Annotated in this window: 14 protein-coding genes; 13 read left to right on the top strand and 1 reads right to left on the bottom strand. The window is 54.6% G+C overall.

Translation table 11 applies throughout. The annotated features are described in order from the left end of the window. The first annotated feature begins 298 nt into the window (after positions 1-298). The 12 genes from QT231_RS06060 to QT231_RS06005 all read left to right on the top strand — a co-directional run bounded on the left by QT231_RS06060 (position 299) and on the right by QT231_RS06005 (position 15,379). On the top strand, positions 299-1,297 hold the full coding sequence (locus QT231_RS06060) for a LacI family DNA-binding transcriptional regulator (protein WP_308336023.1): 999 nt from the start codon (positions 299-301) through the stop codon (positions 1,295-1,297). A 121-nt stretch (positions 1,298-1,418) separates the two neighbouring features. Beyond that, positions 1,419-2,429, top strand: coding sequence for a DctP family TRAP transporter solute-binding subunit (locus tag QT231_RS06055; RefSeq protein ID WP_308336022.1), 1,011 nt, complete (start codon positions 1,419-1,421; stop codon positions 2,427-2,429). A 63-nt stretch (positions 2,430-2,492) separates the two neighbouring features. Continuing rightward, a complete protein-coding gene (locus QT231_RS06050) occupies positions 2,493-2,972 on the top strand; it encodes a TRAP transporter small permease (RefSeq protein ID WP_308336021.1) in 480 nt (159 codons plus the stop codon). Continuing rightward, the gene (locus QT231_RS06045) at positions 2,962-4,266 is read left to right on the top strand and encodes a TRAP transporter large permease (protein ID WP_308336020.1); all 1,305 of its coding nucleotides are present in this window, start codon (positions 2,962-2,964) and stop codon (positions 4,264-4,266) included. Before QT231_RS06050 ends, QT231_RS06045 begins: the two co-directional genes overlap by 11 nt. A 363-nt stretch (positions 4,267-4,629) precedes the next feature. Beyond that, complete coding sequence (locus QT231_RS06040) at positions 4,630-5,610, top strand: TAXI family TRAP transporter solute-binding subunit (RefSeq protein WP_308336019.1); 981 nt, start codon at positions 4,630-4,632, stop codon at positions 5,608-5,610. Positions 5,611-5,751: 141 nt separating this feature from the next. Beyond that, positions 5,752-8,346: a TRAP transporter permease gene (locus tag QT231_RS06035; RefSeq protein ID WP_308336018.1), complete on the top strand. Its 2,595-nt coding sequence runs from the start codon at positions 5,752-5,754 to the stop codon at positions 8,344-8,346. Between the two features lie 11 nt (positions 8,347-8,357). Further along, positions 8,358-8,786 (top strand): universal stress protein, encoded by a 429-nt coding sequence (locus QT231_RS06030; protein WP_308336017.1) that lies wholly within the window; start codon positions 8,358-8,360, stop codon positions 8,784-8,786. 350 nt (positions 8,787-9,136) lie between these two features. Next, positions 9,137-9,955: a DUF2189 domain-containing protein gene (locus QT231_RS06025; protein ID WP_308336016.1), complete on the top strand. Its 819-nt coding sequence runs from the start codon at positions 9,137-9,139 to the stop codon at positions 9,953-9,955. A gap of 183 nt (positions 9,956-10,138) precedes the next feature. Next, a complete protein-coding gene (locus QT231_RS06020; RefSeq protein ID WP_308336053.1) occupies positions 10,139-10,618 on the top strand; it encodes a molybdopterin-dependent oxidoreductase in 480 nt (159 codons plus the stop codon). Then, positions 10,608-12,869, top strand: a complete 2,262-nt coding sequence (locus QT231_RS06015) for an ATP-binding protein (RefSeq protein WP_308336015.1) — start codon at positions 10,608-10,610, stop codon at positions 12,867-12,869. The genes QT231_RS06020 and QT231_RS06015 overlap by 11 nt, the downstream gene beginning before the upstream one ends. Next, the gene (gene nosP, locus QT231_RS06010) at positions 12,850-14,016 is read left to right on the top strand and encodes a nitric oxide-sensing protein NosP (protein ID WP_308336014.1); all 1,167 of its coding nucleotides are present in this window, start codon (positions 12,850-12,852) and stop codon (positions 14,014-14,016) included. The genes QT231_RS06015 and nosP overlap by 20 nt, the downstream gene beginning before the upstream one ends. Further along, positions 13,985-15,379, top strand: coding sequence for a hybrid sensor histidine kinase/response regulator (locus tag QT231_RS06005; protein WP_308336013.1), 1,395 nt, complete (start codon positions 13,985-13,987; stop codon positions 15,377-15,379). The genes nosP and QT231_RS06005 overlap by 32 nt, the downstream gene beginning before the upstream one ends. A gap of 10 nt (positions 15,380-15,389) precedes the next feature. Here the strand turns inward: QT231_RS06005 and QT231_RS06000 are convergent, their stop codons facing one another. After that, on the bottom strand, positions 15,390-16,067 hold the full coding sequence (locus QT231_RS06000; RefSeq protein ID WP_308336012.1) for a response regulator transcription factor: 678 nt from the start codon (positions 16,065-16,067) through the stop codon (positions 15,390-15,392). 129 nt (positions 16,068-16,196) lie between these two features. On the opposite strand from QT231_RS06000, the gene QT231_RS05995 reads away from it, so the two are divergent. Continuing rightward, a complete protein-coding gene (locus QT231_RS05995; RefSeq protein ID WP_308336011.1) occupies positions 16,197-17,717 on the top strand; it encodes an aldehyde dehydrogenase family protein in 1,521 nt (506 codons plus the stop codon). The last annotated feature ends 17 nt before the right edge of the window (positions 17,718-17,734 follow it).

Here is a 17,734-nt window from a genome sequence, read left to right as displayed (position 1 = left end):
CTGTTTTAAATATTACGTCTGTTTATATGCGCGGTTATTGAAACTGTTCTTAACAGCGTTGTTAAAACCGTTATTAAAGCTGTTCGTCAAACCGTTCTTAAAAAAGCAATGTAACCGGTTACATTTGCGGTCGAAATTAGGCCGCCACGCTTTAGCCGTCAATGCGACAAAGGTCTATCGTTGCTGGAGGATTGTTGGAAAATAGCGCACTGAGTTTAACGCTGGGATGCGTTAAGCTGAGATAAATAATGCCGCGCAATCATCTGCTAACGGCGATTTAGATAACTTAAGAGAGGCCATGACCAATATACGTAAGGTCGCCGAGTTGGCGGGGGTGTCGGTAGCTACCGTATCGCGGGCGTTGAAGTCGCCGGATATCGTCTCACCCACGACCCGTGAAAAAGTGCTCAAGGCAGTTGATCAAGCGGGCTATAAGCCTAACTTGATGGCGGTACAGTTTCGTTCTCAACGCACTTATAATTTGGTGGTTTTGGTACCCACCATTGCCAACACCTTCTTTGCGCGGGTTATCAGCGGCATCCAGGAGGCTGCCCAAGAGCGTGGCTATGGTGTACTGCTTTGCAATACGCTAGGCGATGAGGCGATGGAAACCCAATACGCCAGCTTAGTGACGACGCGCCAGGCGGATGGTGTGATTCAGTTGCGCGCTTTCAACCCGTTTTCTGACAATGCCTTTCCCGCTGGGGCAGCATTGCCTATGATCAATGCCTGCGAGGTGTTGGACGATGCGCCATGTCCTACCGTTAAACTGGATAACCGCGCGGCGGCGCGTGAGGTCACCGAGCACTTGATCGCCTTGGGGCATCGACGCATAGGCATGATAAAGGGCCCACGGCGCAGCCCGTTAACCCGCGACCGCCAACTGGGGTATCAGGATGCGTTGAGCGCGGCGGGTATTGCCGTGGATGAGCGCTTGCTGTGCCCCGGCGATTTCACCCCTCTTGCGGGTTATCAGGCGGCTGAAACGCTTATCGCGTTAGCAGAGCGACCCACTGCTATTTTTTGTGAAAGTGACGAGATGGCGATAGGCGCCATGAGTCGTATCAAAGAAGCAGGACTACGCGTTCCAGACGATATCTCAGTGGCGGGATTTGATGATATAGCGTTCGCTTCTTATACCGATCCGCCATTGACCACCATTGCTCAACCGGCGGAAGCGTTTGGGCGCGAAGCCGTCGCGATGTTGATTGACGTGCTGGAGGGCCAAAAGGTCGATAATCTGGTGATGCCTTACACCCTGCTAACCAGGGCGAGTACTGCACCGTGCCAACTTTAGGCGTCTTTCTTTCGCGCGCTAAGTGCATACAATAAGTGGGGCTTTATCAAAAAGCCTCACAGCTGCTATCCACGCACACTACCCAACGCACATCATAAAAATAGCTAAAAAAGGATCTACCATGACGCTGACACGCTCAATAGCTCACTTTACCGCTGGCTTGGCCGGTGCGGCACTGCTGACTGCCTCCCTTTCTGCCCAGGCACGCGAACTCTCGGTTTCCACCGTTCTGTCTGACGCTTTTCCCTGGGGGCAGGCAGCAGAGAAGTGGGCCGAACTAGTGGAAGAACGCAGTGGCGGTGAATTAACGCTGCGGGTTTATCCGAATTCTCAACTGGTTTCCGGCGACCAAACCCGCGAATTTTCTGCCATGCGCTCCGGGTTGATCGACGCCGCCGTGGGCTCGACTATCAACTGGTCGCCCCAGGTGCCGGAGCTTAACCTGTTCTCTTTGCCGTTCTTTATTCCCGACGAAGCCGCCGTCGATGCGGTCACTGGTGGGGAAGCGGGTGAACTGGTGTTTGAAGCGATTGAATCCCGCGGCGTTGTCCCGCTGGCGTGGGGTGAAAATGGCTTTCGCCAGGTCTCAAACTCACGCGGGCCGATTAGTCAGCCGGATGACTTGGACGGCCTAAAAATTCGCGTTGTCGGCTCGCCGCTGTTCCAGGACACCTTCTCTGCACTGGGTGCTGACCCGACACAAATGAGCTGGACGGATGCGCAGCCCGCGCTAACCACCGGCGCGGTAGACGGTCAGGAAAACCCGCTTTCGGTGTTTGATGTGGCGCGCATCGATCAGGTCGGTCAGGAACACTTGACGCTCTGGAACTACATGAATGACCCACTGATTTTTGCGGTCAATCAGCAGGTATGGCAAACATTGAGCGAAGAGCAGCAAACCCTGCTGCGTGAAACCGCTGTAGAAGCCGGTGAGTGGGAAATTGCCATGACCCGGGAAGAGGAGAGTGAGCGTCTAGCGGCTATTAAAGAGCGCGGCGTGACCGTCACTGAGTTGACCGATGAGCAGTACCAAGCCTTTGTTGAAGCTACCCAGTCCGTTTACGAAAAATGGGCGCCGCGGATTGGTGAAGAGGTGGTCGAGGCCGCGCAAGCTGCCATCGATGCGCGCTAAATACCTTTGATGTTGTCACTCCCGGCCTTATAGGGCCGGGAGTTTTTTTGCTGTGAGGCTGCCATGAAAGGCTTTCCTGATGCGCGCCCTGAACGCTGGCTGGGTGCGCTGGCATTAATCATTATTTCGTTGATTAGTTTAGGCAATGTGATTACGCGTTACTTAACCGGCGGCTCTTTTTCATTTACCGAAGAGTTTTCCGTATTTCTGCTCGTGGTGCTGACCTTTGCGGGCGCTTCCGTGGCACTGCGGCGTAACCGGCATATTCGCATTGGTTTTCTGGAACGGGCGTTGCCCGCTAAGTACCGCCGTGCGTTGATTCTGTTTCAAGCGCTATGCGGTGTCATTGTGCTGGGCTTGATCACTTGGTACGGCGGCAAGTTAGCCTGGCAAGAGTATCAGTGGGAGTCGCTTTCGCCAGGGCTTGGGCTGCCCCAGTGGTGGTATCTAGTCTGGCTGCCGGCGCTTTCCGCAGCCATGCTATGGCGACTGTTCCAGCAAACCGTTGACCGTTTGACCGGGAGGCTCACCGATGAGTCCTGATGTGTGGATGATTCTGGCCTTTGCGGGGTTGCTGGTCGCGGGTGTGCCGGTAGCGTTTTCGCTGGCGCTTTCCGGGGCAGTGGGCATCGTGCTGGGGTTGTCGCCGGATATGCTGGCGACGATGGGTACCAACACCTACAACAGCATCGCCAAGTACCCGCTCATTGCGATTCCGCTGTTTATCTTAACGGGGCTGATTTTTGAGCGTTCCGGTGTGGCGCTGCGCTTGGTGCGTTTTGCTCAGGCCTTAATTGGTCCGCGCCATGGTGGTTTGGCGCTGGTGGCGGTGCTGGTGTGCATGATTATGGGCGGCATGAGTGGATCAGGCCCCGCTGATGCGGCGGCGGTGGCGATGGTGATGCTGCCGAGTATGACCAAGGCGGGCTACCCAAAGCCGTTTTCCGCCACGCTGATAGCCGCCTCGGCGTCTACCGCTATTCTGATTCCTCCTTCAGTGGCGTTGATTCTCTACTCGATTGTGGTGCCGGGTGTCGATTTGCGCGCACTTTTCGCAGCGGGGCTATTTCCCGGCATTTTGGCGGGGCTGGCGCTGCTGGTGCCCGCTATGCTCGTTTCCAAACGCTACGGCTGGGAGGGCGGTACACCGGTAGAGGGCGCTGAATGGCTTAGCGTACGCACTACGTTTAAACAGGCGATACCGGCGCTGTTTGCACCGGTATTGATCTTGGGTGGTTTGCGTTCGGGCCTATTTACCCCTACCGAAGCAGCGGTGGTAGCCGTGGCTTATGGCGCGATTGTCGGGCTGTTTTTGACCCACGAGCTATCGCTGCGTGATTTATGGGAGCTGCTGGGTGAGGCAGCGATTATTTCTGGCGTGGTGATGCTGATTATCGCCCTGGCGGGTATCTTTGCCTGGGCGGGCACCATGCTGGGTACGTTCCGTCATTTAGCGGAGTGGATTATCAGCCTGACCGATAACGGCGTGCTGCTGCTGATTCTGGTGATGTTGGCGGTGCTGGTCGCCGGGATGCTGCTGGATGCGATCTCGATCTATCTGATCATGATGCCAATTTTGATCCCCGTGATGCAGCACTTTGAGTGGAACCCGGTGTGGTTTGGGATTCTACTGGCGATGAACATTGCGATTGGCCAGTTTACCCCGCCGGTGGCAGTGAATTTGATGGTGACCACCGAAGTGGCCAAAATTCGTTTAGAGCAGACCATTGGATGGGCGCTGTTGTTTGTCGTTGCAATGGGCTGTGCGCTAGCGCTGGTGGCGATCTTCCCAGCCATCGCGCTGTGGCTGCCCACAGTGTTGGGCTATAACGTTTGATGGAGGCCGCTTAGCCCATGCAAAGGCAGCATAGTAATTAACGCTCCCTAAACGATGAAGACCGCTACACTGAGTATTAGACGTCAGCGACGCGCATTTTTAGCGCATTACATTTCGCTAATTAGGTTTTTTTCGCTAAAGTAGGGATATCAGGTAGTCCAAGGGATGCCTGTAACAGCTTGTCTTCACAATAGTTTGTGTTAAAAACAGATTGTCCGAAAGATAGGCTGTCTTAAAAAAAGATCGTCTTAAGAAGCGTTTTGGAGCAAGGCCACCTGGGGAACGGTTCATCAGGTGAGACCAAAGCGCACGATGCTTGCACTATCCAATACGCTCATAACATCAATATAAAGAGGTGTGTTCATGAAACGCCATGTATTTTCCACTACTGCCTTCTCCGGTGCGCTACTTGCCGCCGCTGCCTTCGCCTCACCGGCAATGGCCCAGGATAACGAGCAATTCATCACTATTGGCACCGGTGGCCAAACAGGTGTGTATTACGTGGTCGGTCAGTCGATTTGTCGCCTGGTAAATCGTTTGGAAGACTCGAATATCAAGTGTAATGCACCTTCCACTGGCGGTTCCGTCGCCAATATTAATGGCATCAAGTCCGGCGAGTTGGACATGGGTGTCGCGCAATCCGATGTGCAGTATCAGGCCTACAATGGCACTGGGAATTTTGAAGGTGACGCCTACGAAGAGCTGCGGGCCGTGTTCCGCGTTCACGGTGAACCTTTGACCCTGCTGGCGCGTGCTGATTCAGGCATCGAGACCCTCGACGATCTGGAAGGCAAGCGCGTCAATATCGGTAACCCAGGCTCAGGCCAGCGTAACACCATGGAAGTGGTGATGGACGCCAAGGGCTGGACCGAAGATACCTTCTCGCTGGCATCTCAGCTTGATGCTGCCGAGCAGGCCGCAGCACTCTCCGATAATAATGTCGATGCCATGGTGTATGTGGTGGGTCACCCCAATGGCTCCATTCAGGAAGCGACCACCACCGTTGATTCCCGCCTGATTCCGCTGAATGACGAAGACATTCAGGGCATCATTGAGGAATACCCTTACTACTCCGCATCGGTCATTCCGGGCGGACTGTATCGCGGCAATGATGAAGATGTCGAAACCTTCGGGGTGGCAGCAACCTTTGTAACCACTGCTGAGGCTGACGAAGAAGTTATCTACCAGACCGTTAAAGCGGTTTTTGACGACTTTGATCGTTTCAAGCGTCTGCACCCTGCATTCGAGAATCTTGATCCGGAAGAGATGGTGTCTGAAGGTCTTTCTGCACCGCTGCATGAAGGTGCGGCGCGTTACTACCGTGAACAAGGCTGGATCGAGTAATCCAGCAGCCTAAGGTAGTATTGCTACCTGAGTGAGGAATGCGCGGTTACCCCAGGGGTGCCGCGCATTTTGGTTTAGTTTGTTGATAGGGCATTTCGATATGGCAATTAAGCGTCAATCGACTCGGAGCAGGGCAGGCATATGACAGACGATAAGAACAGGCCTTCGGAAGCCGGAGTAGACTTGGAGGATATGGTCGCCTCTAGCGATACGGGAGCCCGTAAACCAGCCGGTATGCCTGGGAAGCTATTGGTAAGCATTGCGGCAGCGTGGTCTCTTTTTCAACTGTGGATCGCTTCCCCAGTGCCCTTCATTCTGGGTTTTGGCGTCTTTAATGCCACGGAAGCCCGCTCTATTCACTTAGCCTTTGCGCTGTTTCTGGCGTATATGGCCTATCCGGCACTTAAGCGCTCGCCTCGTGACCGTGTGCCGATCCAGGATTGGGTGCTTGCAGCGGCTGCAGCTTTTTGTGGCGCATACATGTTCATGTTTTATGAGCAGTTATCCCAGCGCCCCGGCGCACCGATACTGCAGGACGTTATTATTGGCATCGCCGGGATTCTGCTGCTGCTTGAAGCGACTCGTCGCGCGCTTGGCCCGCCGTTAATGATCGTGGCGTCGGTTTTTCTTATCTATAGCCTGGCCGGCCCTTGGATGCCGGGCATTCTGTCCCATGGCGGGGTTAGCCTCTTTGGCTTGATCAATCATCAGTGGTTGACGACTCAGGGGGTCTTCGGTATTGCCCTGGGGGTCTCAACCAGCTTCGTGTTCCTGTTTGTATTGTTCGGTGCCTTGCTCGATAAGGCTGGCGCCGGTAACTACTTCATCAAAGTGGCGTTCTCGCTGCTCGGGCACTATCGCGGTGGGCCAGCGAAAGCCGCCGTGGTGGCCTCGGCCATGACCGGGCTGATTTCCGGCTCGTCGATTGCCAATGTGGTGACTACCGGTACCTTTACGGTGCCGATGATGAAGCGTGTCGGCTTTTCAGCCGAAAAGGCCGGTGCTGTCGAAGTGGCGTCATCGGTCAACGGACAGATTATGCCCCCGGTGATGGGGGCGGCCGCTTTCCTGATGGTCGAATATGTCGGTATCTCTTATGTTGAGGTCATCAAACATGCCTTCCTGCCCGCGCTAATTTCCTATATTGCACTGGTCTATATCGTTCACCTGGAAGCCCTAAAGGCCAATATGAAGGGGCTTCAAAGCAGCAATCCACCTAAGCCGCTGGTCAACAAAGTGATCGGTTTTCTCGGTGGTTTACTACTCATGATGGTCACCGCCCTGGCGGTCTATTACGGCCTTGGCTGGCTCAAGCCGGTACTGGGCGATGCGACACCCTGGGTGGTAGCGGTTGGGTTGACGATCATCTATATCGCTCTGCTCAAGCTGGCGGCAGGTTACCCCGAACTCGAACTTGATGATCCTAACGAGCCGATCTTTTCGCTGCCGCAAACCAAGCCGACGGTGCTGGTGGGCTTGCAGTACATCCTGCCGGTCATTGTGCTGGTATGGTGTCTGATGGTGGAGCGGTTGTCGCCTGGGCTGTCTGCCTTCTGGGCCACGATATTTATGATCTTTATCATTCTTACCCAGCGCCCTATTACGTCGATATTCCGGGGCCGCAGCGATATGCGTGCAGATCTGCGTGAAGGCGTGATGGATCTATGGAGCGGCCTAGTCACCGGTGCCCGCAACATGATCGGTATCGGCATCGCTACCGCCACCGCAGGGATCATCGTTGGTGCCGTCTCCCAGACCGGAGTGGGTCTGGTGCTGGCAGAGGTGGTGGAAACGCTTGCCATGGGTAACTTGATGCTGATCTTGTTACTTACCGCAGTGCTTAGCTTGATTCTCGGTATGGGGCTACCCACGACGGCTAACTATATCGTCGTATCGGCGCTGTTGGCGCCGGTCATCGTCAGTTTGGGTGCTCAAAACGGCTTGTTGGTGCCGTTGATTGCGGTACACCTGTTCGTGTTCTACTTCGGTATCATGGCCGACGTTACGCCGCCGGTGGGGCTGGCATCCTTTGCGGCGGCGGCAGTATCGGGTGGCGATCCCATTCGAACCGGCTTCCAGGCGTTCTATTACAGCCTGCGCACCGCGGCGCTACCGTTTCTGTTCATCTTTAACACCGACCTACTGCTAATCGATGTGACCTTCCTGCAGGGTGTGCTGATCTTTGTGGTGTCGACCATCGCCATGCTGATCTTCGCCGCGGCGACCCAGGGCTTCATGATTACTCGCAACCGCTGGTATGAGTCTATCTTGTTGTTGTTGATTGCGTTCACGCTGTTCCGGCCCGGTTTCTGGATGGACAGGATCCATGATCCCTACGAATCGATACCGCCCGCGCAGTTCGTCGAAGCGCTGGGCGATGTCGACGAAGACTCCACCCTGCGCCTGCAGATTGCCGGTCTCGATGCCTATGGCGATCCCATGACCACTTACATGACACTCCCGGTACCTGACGGTGAAACAGGCCAGGAGCGGCTCGATAACCTGGGCATGGAGCTGTTTATTGAAGACGGCAAGACTACCATTGATATGGTGACTTACGGCAGCCAAGCGGCAGAACTCGGCTTCGACTTCGATCAAGAGATCATCGAAGTGCTGGCTCCCGTCGATCGCTGGACGAAAGAGCTAATGTGGATTCCTGCCTTCCTGGTCTTTGGGTTGATTGTTTTGATGCAGCGCCGACGTCGTGCTAACACGTCAGCCACTGCCACCGCATGAAGGAGAAGGCCATGTATAGCAAGATCATGTTGCCGGTGGATCTGAACGAGGAGTCCTCTTGGTCGAAGGCGCTGCCAACAGCCCTGACGTTATGTCGGACGTTCGGTGCCTCGCTGCATGTGGTGACGGTACTACCGGACTATCGCATGCCCATGGTGGGCTCCTATTTCCCCAAGGACTTCACTGAAAAAGCGCATGCGGCGATCACCGAGGCACTTCACGCCTTCATCAAGGCGAATGTGCCTGATGATATTCAAGTGCAAAGTGTCATTGTGGATGGATCGCCCTGGGAGGCGATTATCAAGGCAGGCAAAAAGTTGGATGTCGACCTGATCGTTATGGCCTCCCATACCAAGCGAAAGTTTGTCGATTATGTGCTCGGTCCCAATGCAGAACACGTTGTGCACCATGCCAAAATGTCGGTAATGATTGTGCGCTAGTTACGACGTACACGCAGTACGGCGTCAGCATTAGACGGCCACATAGGCAAAATCAAAACTCCGGGCAGCTAGCTCGGAGTTTTTTTTAGCCGGTAGTAGCAGCTTAACTACATTTGCTTTTGCTAACGCAGCAATTTAATTGGCGCTTAACCGCTATTTCGTGGATTTTTTGTACGCGTATCTCAAAGTGCGATCCTTCAAGTGCGTTGGTCAGCTACATTAAGAGAGTATTAATGAAGATTGTTAAGCCATTAATTTGGCATTAATACCATCGGCGGGAATCGAGCGTTGATGTGATAGAGGTAAATCCTGAATCCAGGATCTATATCAGGAACAACAGGAGTGATGCCATGAATGCGGCTACAACAAAAACAAATCACCATGCGGATCAGCCCAGCGTCAAAATCAGTATCAATAAGGTCGGTTTGGATCGACCCAGGGCGTGGTTGGCTGCAGGCGTTGAGGACTTTCGCCGTGCTACGGTAGTGAGCCTTTCATATGGCATGTTTTGGGTGGGCCTTAGTATTGCGATTACCCTCGGTGCTTTCACAATGGGATATTGGTACTGGCTGCTGCCCATGATTGCAGGGTTTATGTTTATTGGCCCGTTGGTAGCGGTTGGTTCTTATGGTATCAGCCGGGCATTGGAGCGAGGTCAAGTGCCTAACCTCGGTGATGCATTTGGCAGTTGGAAGCCCCATGCAGGGCAGTTGGCGATGATGGGCGTTATGATGATGATCTTCTTCCTCGCTTGGATTCGTTTGGCCACGCTGCTGTTTGCGCTGTTTTTTGGCTTTGAAGTGCCCAGCCCCGCTTCGCTCTATACCGCGTTGCTGACGACCTCAGAAGGCTTGGGGATGCTGGCTGTAGGTACGGTAGCGGGCGGCATTCTTGCCTTTGGCGCCTTTACTATCAGCGTTGTAGCGATTCCCACGCTGATGGATCAAGACTTAACCTTTATGGAAGGTATCGAAGCGAGTGTACGTTGCGTTGCACGTAATTTTCGCGTGATGTTGCTATGGGCGGTGATTCTTACCCTGTGTGTTCTGGTTGGCGTCATGACGTTTTATATTGGCTTGGCGCTAATCCTGCCAGTGTTAGGCCACGCTAGCTGGCACGCCTACGAAGAGTTAGTGCGCTTTGAACCCATAGAGGAAATCAAATCGTAACTCAACTGTGAACACTCAATAACACTTCAGTGACCAAAAAAATAGTATTTGCCCTGACCTGATCAAGGAGATGGCGTAATCTTTACGCTATCTTCTTTTGCTGCTCCTGGGTGCTGTACCCTGAGAGTGATCTTGTGCGAGGTGTCTACTGTGAAAGCGGTGTTATTGGGGTGGGTCGTGTTGATGTTCAGCACTCCCCATGCGGGGTTTGCTCAATCAGCCGATGGCTTAGAGGAGCCTAACGGGCCCGTTATCTTGACTATCAGCGGTAAGATCGACCATACGAACGAAGGGAGTGAAGCGCAGTTTGACCGTGCCATGTTAGCGGCTTTACCACAGCACGAATTTGAGACGAGTACGCCTTGGACAGAAGGCAGTAGCCACTATAGTGGCCCTTTGATGCGTGACCTGCTGGCGATGGTAAGCTCAGACTATGATGCAGTTCATGTCTCCGCGCTGAACGGCTACGAAGCCGAAATACCGGTTAGCGATTTTAATGAGTACGATGTCATCTTAGCCATGCAAAAAAACGGTGAGGCGATTCCGATTCGGGAATATGGCCCTTTGTGGGTGCTATACCCTTTTGATCAAGATGAAACGCTGTTAAGCGAGAAAATTCGCTTTAGAGCGGTATGGCAGGTTATGCATATTAATGTTCTCTAGCGCTTCTAATGCGCGGGCCTCAAGCCTACTGCGTTATCCTCGTCGTTTTAAGCTCGTTGCTATTGTGGCGGTACTACTATTTGCTGCGGCATTGGTCGTCGCTACCCTCGCTGCTTGGCGGCAAGAAAATCTCACTCAAAGCTTGCGGGAAGACACCGCTTGGGTTGTCTATAAGCTGGATCGCGATGCGGTACAGCTACTCAACCATTTGTTGGCAGTAACTCGGGAGCCGTTATCACCTAAGGCACGTGAGGAGCTAAATCTTCGCTTTGAGTTGCTCTATAGTCGCATGACACTGCTAAACGATGGTGAAGTCCGCAACCTCATGCAGCAGATTGATACCGCCCGTGAGCTGCTAGGCCAAATCCAGCAGCAGCTTGATTTGCTGGATAGCCTGTTTCCCTCCAGTTCTGGGGGCGTGCCAGATGAGGAGCTTGATCGACTGCCGGTCGCATCGCTGGAAGAAGAACTGCAGGCGTTAACGCGTCTCACTGAAAGACTGGTTATTGCTATTAACGGCTACTTAGCTGAATCGGCAACGGAAGAGCGCGCTCAGCTCAGTCTGCTTTACAAGCTTCTCATGACCCTGATTATTGGTATGAGCTTAGCGGCCTTTCTGGTAATAGCCTTTTTAGTGCGTGAAATGCGTGAGAGTGCGGCGATAAGGCGGATTCAGGAGCAGCTTGGCCGTCAACTGGAAGTGACCGCCAAACAGGCTCAAGCGGCGAACCAAGCCAAATCAGACTTTTTGGCAATGGTTAGCCATGAAATTCGCACACCGCTGAACGGCGTTATTGGTATGAGTGAGCTGTTGCGCGAATCAGCGAGCCCCGCTCAGGTCGAGGATTACGCCCATACGATCCACGACAGCGCCAATCAATTGCTGGCAATGATCAATGAAATCCTCGATTTCTCAAAAATCGAAGCAGGGCACTTAACCCTCGAAACATCGCCCACGGAGCTCAAACCGCTGGTTGATAGCGTGGTGGTGCTATTTGCCCCTCGAGCCAAAATGAAAGGGTTAGCGCTAAGGGTTAATGTGGATTCGTTGGTGCCAGCGTGGGTGCAGGTCGATGCGGGTCGATTGCGGCAAATTTTGCTTAATCTAATCGCTAATGCAATCAAATTCACCGATCACGGTGAGGTCAGCGTACGGGTCTCCTCCACGGTGGGGCAGTTGCTCTTTGAGATTAGTGATACGGGGTGTGGTCTAAGCGAGCAGCAACAGGAACGCCTTTTTGAGCCTTTTCAGCAGGCGGATGCGTCGGTGGCTCGACGGTTTGGTGGTACAGGACTAGGGCTGGCAATTTGCAAGCGGTTAAGCGAAGCCATGCAAGGACGACTAGGGGTAAAAAGCCAGTTAGGCCAGGGGAGTACTTTCTGGTGCGAGTTACCCTTGATCGCCGCTGACCCCGTAACAACATCGCTCCCCCCAGCGCCCAAGCGTGACTTTACCGGCACAAAACTGCTTTTGGTAGAGGATAACGCCGTTAACCGCAAAGTCGCGATGGGCTTATTGGCGCGCTTGGGCTGTGACATAGTTTGGGCAGAGAGTGGTCGTGATGCCCTGGCCATGGCTCAGTCGCAGCAGGTGCATCTGATCTTTATGGATATTCAACTGCCCGATATGGATGGCCTGACAGTTACGCGACGGCTGCGTGAACAGGGCGGCTGGTTAGCCAGTGTACCGATCGTCGCCATGACGGCCGGAGGCGCTGAAGATGACCGACAACGCTGCCTGGCAGCGGGTATGAATGATTACATCACCAAGCCGCTGTCGCTTTCTGCACTGAGTAACGTGCTGGCGTTGCAGATTTTTGCGACCCCGGACGCCACTTTAAGAACGCTAGCAGCGTCGCCGACGCTAACCGGGGAGCACTCGTTGCTTAATAGCGACACCCTTTGCATGCTGAAAACGACGCTGGGGGAAGCGAGCATGATTCAGCTAATCATGCTTTATCACCAGCAAGTAAGCGATTACTCCGCGCAATTGGCTTCTTGCCTGGCTGCAACGCCGTTGACGCCAGAACAGGAGCAACAGATCGTGCGGCTTGCTCACCAGTTGCGCGGCGAGTCATTGAGCATCGGGGCAGACCAACTTGCCGAACGGGCAAAGCAGCTTGAGCTATTGGCCAAAACTCAACGCTCCACATCCAGGCAGCTTGATGAAGCGTTCAGTGCGTTAAGGCTTGCCGCAGCGCATACGCATTCCGCACTGGAGAGGTGGTGCCGTGATCACTTATCAAGTTGAGCAGGGCATCAGCACTGCAGCCAGCCAGCAGATAGATGCAAGCCGGGCAGCGGCGGAGCTAGCTGACGCTTTACAGCATGAACACCTGGGGTTCGTGCTGTTCTTCTGCAGCGCGGAGTATGATTTAGTGGCCCTGGCCGATGCACTGGAAAGTCGCTTTCCCGCTACGCCGCTAAGTGGCTGTACCACCGCTGGGGAAATAACGCCCGCAGGCTACGACCGCGGCTCCATCGTGGCTATCGGGTTCGATCGTCGCCTGTTTGCCATTGAAACGGCGCTGATTGACGACCTCGAACATTTTGAGTTAGCCGACGCTCAGCCGTTGGTCGATACGCTATTGGAACGTTGCCGCCAACAAGCCATCGCGCCGATCAATGAGCATAGTTTTGCGCTGACCTTATTGGATGGTTTATCCAGTCGTGAGGAGCAAGTACTCGCCACTCTGGATGCCGCGCTAGGGCGTATCCCTAGTTTTGGCGGCTCGGCGGGTGACGATAACCACCTTAGCCATACCCATGTGTATACCGCTGGATGCTTTTATACGCGTGCAGCGGTGGTCGTAATGATCAATACCCGGTTGCCCTTTGAAGTGTTCTCAACCCATCACTTAATCCCATTGGCTCACAAGCTCGTCGTGACCGAAGCTGACCGTGAGCAGCGGCGGGTAGTAGAGCTCAATGGGCTACCCGCTGCCCAGGTGTACGCAGAGTTGGTAGGCGTTGCCCCTGAGCAGCTCAGCGCCGCTGTTTTTGCCCGCCACCCATTAGCCGTCCGCATTGGCGGAAAGCACTATGTGCGCTCTATCCAGGGTGTTAATAGTGACAGTAGTTTGAGTTTTTACTGCGCAGTGGAAAACGGCATTGTACTGACGGCCATGCAGCCAACACCGCTCCTTGATGACCTCAAAGTGATGCTGGATGGAGTAAGTGCAAGGCTGGGGGCGCCGAGCATGATTATTGGCTGCGACTGTTTTCTACGCCGCATGGAACTCGAGGCTCTGGGGCACGTGGATCAGGCATCGCAGCTGCTGCGGCAGGCAGGCGTAGTGGGGTTCAATACTTACGGTGAACAGCATCATGGTATGCATGTGAATCAAACGTTTACGGGGGTGGCGTTTGGATCTCTTCCAGCTAACGACGACGACTGAAGCAACCGATGGAGGGACTGCAACTGATGTCCCGGCGCTGCGGGAAGAGAACCGCCGTCTGCGTAAAGTTTGCCAAGCGCTGATGGAGCGGGTTGAAACCGGTGGGGATGTCGATCCCGCGCCCTATGCCGCCTTTGAGCGCTCGGTATTACTCGCCGAACAGGTGCGTGAGCGCACCGATGCGCTGCACCGCACTTTAGACGAGTTAAGCCAGGTCAATACGCGCCTACTGGCCGCGAAAGCCGAAGCCGAAGCCGCCAACCTATCCAAAACGAAATTCCTTGCGGCTGTCAGCCACGATCTGCTGCAGCCGCTCAACGCCGCTCGTCTGTTTGCCAGTGCGCTAGAAACGCACTCGCTGCCTGAAACCTCGCAAATGCTAGTCAGCCATATTGGTCGCTCGCTAAAGGATGTTGAGGGGCTGATAGGCACGCTGGTGGATATTTCACGCTTGGATGCGGGGGTTCTCCACGCCGACAAAGCCCCCTTCGCGGTGAGCACGCTATTGGATGCGTTGGCGGAGGAGTATCGCCAAATAGCCGGGGTGAGGGGACTGGCCCTGCACTACGTACCTTCCAGTGCAGTAGTCGAATCCGATCTAGCGCTGCTGGCGCGAGTGATCCGCAACTTCTTAAGCAATGCGGTGCGCTATACCGAGCAGGGGCGGGTGCTGTTAGGCTGTCGGCGGCGCAAAGAAGGGGTAGAAATTACCGTGGGAGACACCGGCCCCGGGATTCCCGAGCAGCAGCGGGAAGCGATCTTTCTGGAGTTCCGCCGCGCTAACCAGCCTAACGGCGCTCAAAGCCGGGGTTTGGGATTGGGGCTAGCTATTGTGGATCGTATCAGCACCATGCTGGGACAGCCGATTTCGCTCGCCTCTCGCCCCGGTGCGGGCGCGCTATTTTCGATCACCGTGCCCTACGCAACGGCAACGGTTCCCTCAGTGCATAGTACTCACAACGCGGTGCTGTCTGACGGTGCCGAGGATCCGCTGAGTGGCCGTGTTATCTGGGTGATTGATGATGACTTGGCAATTATAGACGGCATGCAGGCGCTGCTGGGTAGTTGGGGGTGCCGAGTGCGAGCCGCCGCCACGGTGAGTGCGCTGGAGGCTGCCAGCGACGGTGAGCAGCCGGCGGTACTGTTGGTGGACTACCACTTGGGCGATCATCGGGAAACAGGGATTGAGCTGGCAGCACGGTTACAGCGGCGCTATCCAGGCTTGGCAGCCGTGGTGATTACTGCCAATCACGAGGCGGAGATTAAGCGCGCTACCCGGGAGGCGGGCATGCACTGTTTACTCAAACCGTTAAAGCCCTTGCGGCTTCGTATGTTGCTCGGAAATCTGCTTAGCAAACCCTAACAAGAGCGCCCTAACGGGCGCGGTTAGCCCGGTAAAAACTTAGATCCTCCTCACCCGCGATAACGATCGCATGAACCCGGCTGGTAGCATTCAATTTTCGCAAAATCGCCGAAACATGGGTTTTCACAGTGGTTTCGGCAATCAACAACTCCCGGGCAATATGCTTGTTCGACATGCCTGTCGTCATGCACGCCAATACCTCTAACTGTTTATCGGTTAAGCGCCCCAAGCGTTCGTTGGTCGGTGAACTGATGCTGGTGGGTTGAGGCGCATAAGTGCGCGGCGCTGGGCGGCGCATAACATCGGGCGGCAAGTAGAGCTGGCCTTCAAGAATCTGCGTTAACGCGGCCAACAGCGCTTCCCGGGGTGTGGATTTAGGAATATAGCCTACCGCGCCGAGGGTAATGGCATCGAGTACCAGTTGGCGCTCCTGATGCGCAGAGACAATCGCCACCGGCAGCGAGGGGAACTCCTCGCGCAGGCGTGTTAAACCTTCTAGTCCTTCTGCATCCGGCAAGCTTAAATCCAGCAGCAGTAGATCTAACTCGGTGTTCGCTTCAATCAACGCTATCGCGTCAGCGAGGCTCTCTGCCTCCAATAGCTGGCTACCTGACAAACCCCCGCTAATCACGGTTTGTAGCGCATCGCGGAACAGCGGATGGTCATCCGCCACCAACAGGGAATACATGGCGTCTCCTACCAAGGGATGAGGGCTAGTCCTGCCATCGGGCTATATCGCCATTTGCTTTAGTGAACAACACTGTCAAAGCACATTAAAAAAGCACCTTTAATAATCATAATACTCAGGAGCCTTACAATGATCTACGCCAACCCTGGTGATACCGGTTCAGTGGTGTCATTTGAAAAACGTTATGGTAACTATATCGGTGGCGAATTTGTCGCCCCGGTGAAAGGCCAGTATTTCGACAATATCAGCCCCGTCAACGGTCAGGTTTTCTGCGAAATACCCCGCTCAACGGCAGAAGATATCGATAAGGCCTTGGACGCCGCCCATAAAGCAGCGCCTACCTGGGGAAAAACGTCCGTCCAAGAGCGCAGCAATATTCTGCTGAAAATCGCTGATCGCATTGAGCAAAATCTGGAAATGCTCGCAGTGGCAGAAACCTGGGATAACGGTAAAGCGGTACGTGAAACCCTTAATGCGGATATCCCGCTGGCCGTTGACCACTTCCGCTACTTTGCTGGCTGTTTGCGTTCCCAGGAAGGTACAGCGGCGGATATCGACGCCAATACCGTCTCCTACCACTTCCATGAGCCGCTGGGCGTGGTAGGGCAGATTATTCCCTGGAATTTCCCCATTCTCATGGCTGCCTGGAAGCTGGCGCCTGCCCTGGCGGCAGGTAACTGCGTGGTGTTGAAACCCGCAGAACAGACGCCCGCGTCGATTTTGAAAGTGATGGAAGTGATCGGCGACCTGCTGCCTCCCGGTGTACTCAATATCGTCAACGGCTTTGGTGCCGAAGCAGGGCAAGCGCTGGCGAGCAGCAAGCGCATTGCCAAAATTGCTTTCACCGGCTCTACCCCCGTTGGCTCACATATTCTGAAATGCGCCGCAGAGAATATTATCCCCTCTACCGTAGAGCTAGGCGGTAAATCGCCCAATATCTACTTCGCCGATATCATGAACGCTGAGCCGACCTTCATTGATAAAGCGGTTGAAGGCCTGGTGCTGGCGTTCTTTAACCAGGGCGAAGTATGCACCTGCCCCTCGCGTGCGTTGATTCAAGAGAGCATGTACGACGAGTTCATGGCCAAGGTGATTGAGCGCACGCAAACCATCAAGCGCGGAAATCCATTGGATACCGATGTACAGGTAGGGGCTCAGGCCTCCCAAGAGCAGTTCGACAAGATCATGTCGTACATGGATATCGCCCGGGATGAAGGTGCGGAGTTCCTCACCGGTGGTAATAAAGAGACCATGGACGACAGTATCAATAATGGGTACTACATTCAGCCGACACTGTTGAAAGGCAACAACCAGATGCGCGTCTTCCAGGAGGAGATCTTTGGCCCGGTGGTGGCGGTTACCACCTTCAAAGATGAAGAAGAAGCGCTGGCGATTGCCAATGACACCGAGTTTGGCCTGGGGGCCGGTGTGTGGAGTCGCGACATTAACGTCGCTTTCCGCATGGGGCGTGGCATTCAAGCCGGGCGCGTCTGGACTAACTGCTATCACCAGTATCCAGCCCACGCCGCCTTCGGTGGCTACAAGAAATCCGGTGTAGGTCGTGAGACCCACAAGGTCGCCCTTGAGCACTACCAGCAGACCAAGAACCTGCTGGTCAGCTACGATATCAACCCACTGGGCTTCTTCTAAACGTTCTGCTAGCCATA

Source organism: Halomonas sp. SpR1 (assembly GCF_031010175.1).
In the GTDB taxonomy this organism is placed as follows: domain Bacteria; phylum Pseudomonadota; class Gammaproteobacteria; order Pseudomonadales; family Halomonadaceae; genus Vreelandella.
The sequence above is the reverse complement of the archived record's forward strand: the minus strand, read 5'-3'. Positions and strand labels throughout refer to the sequence as shown.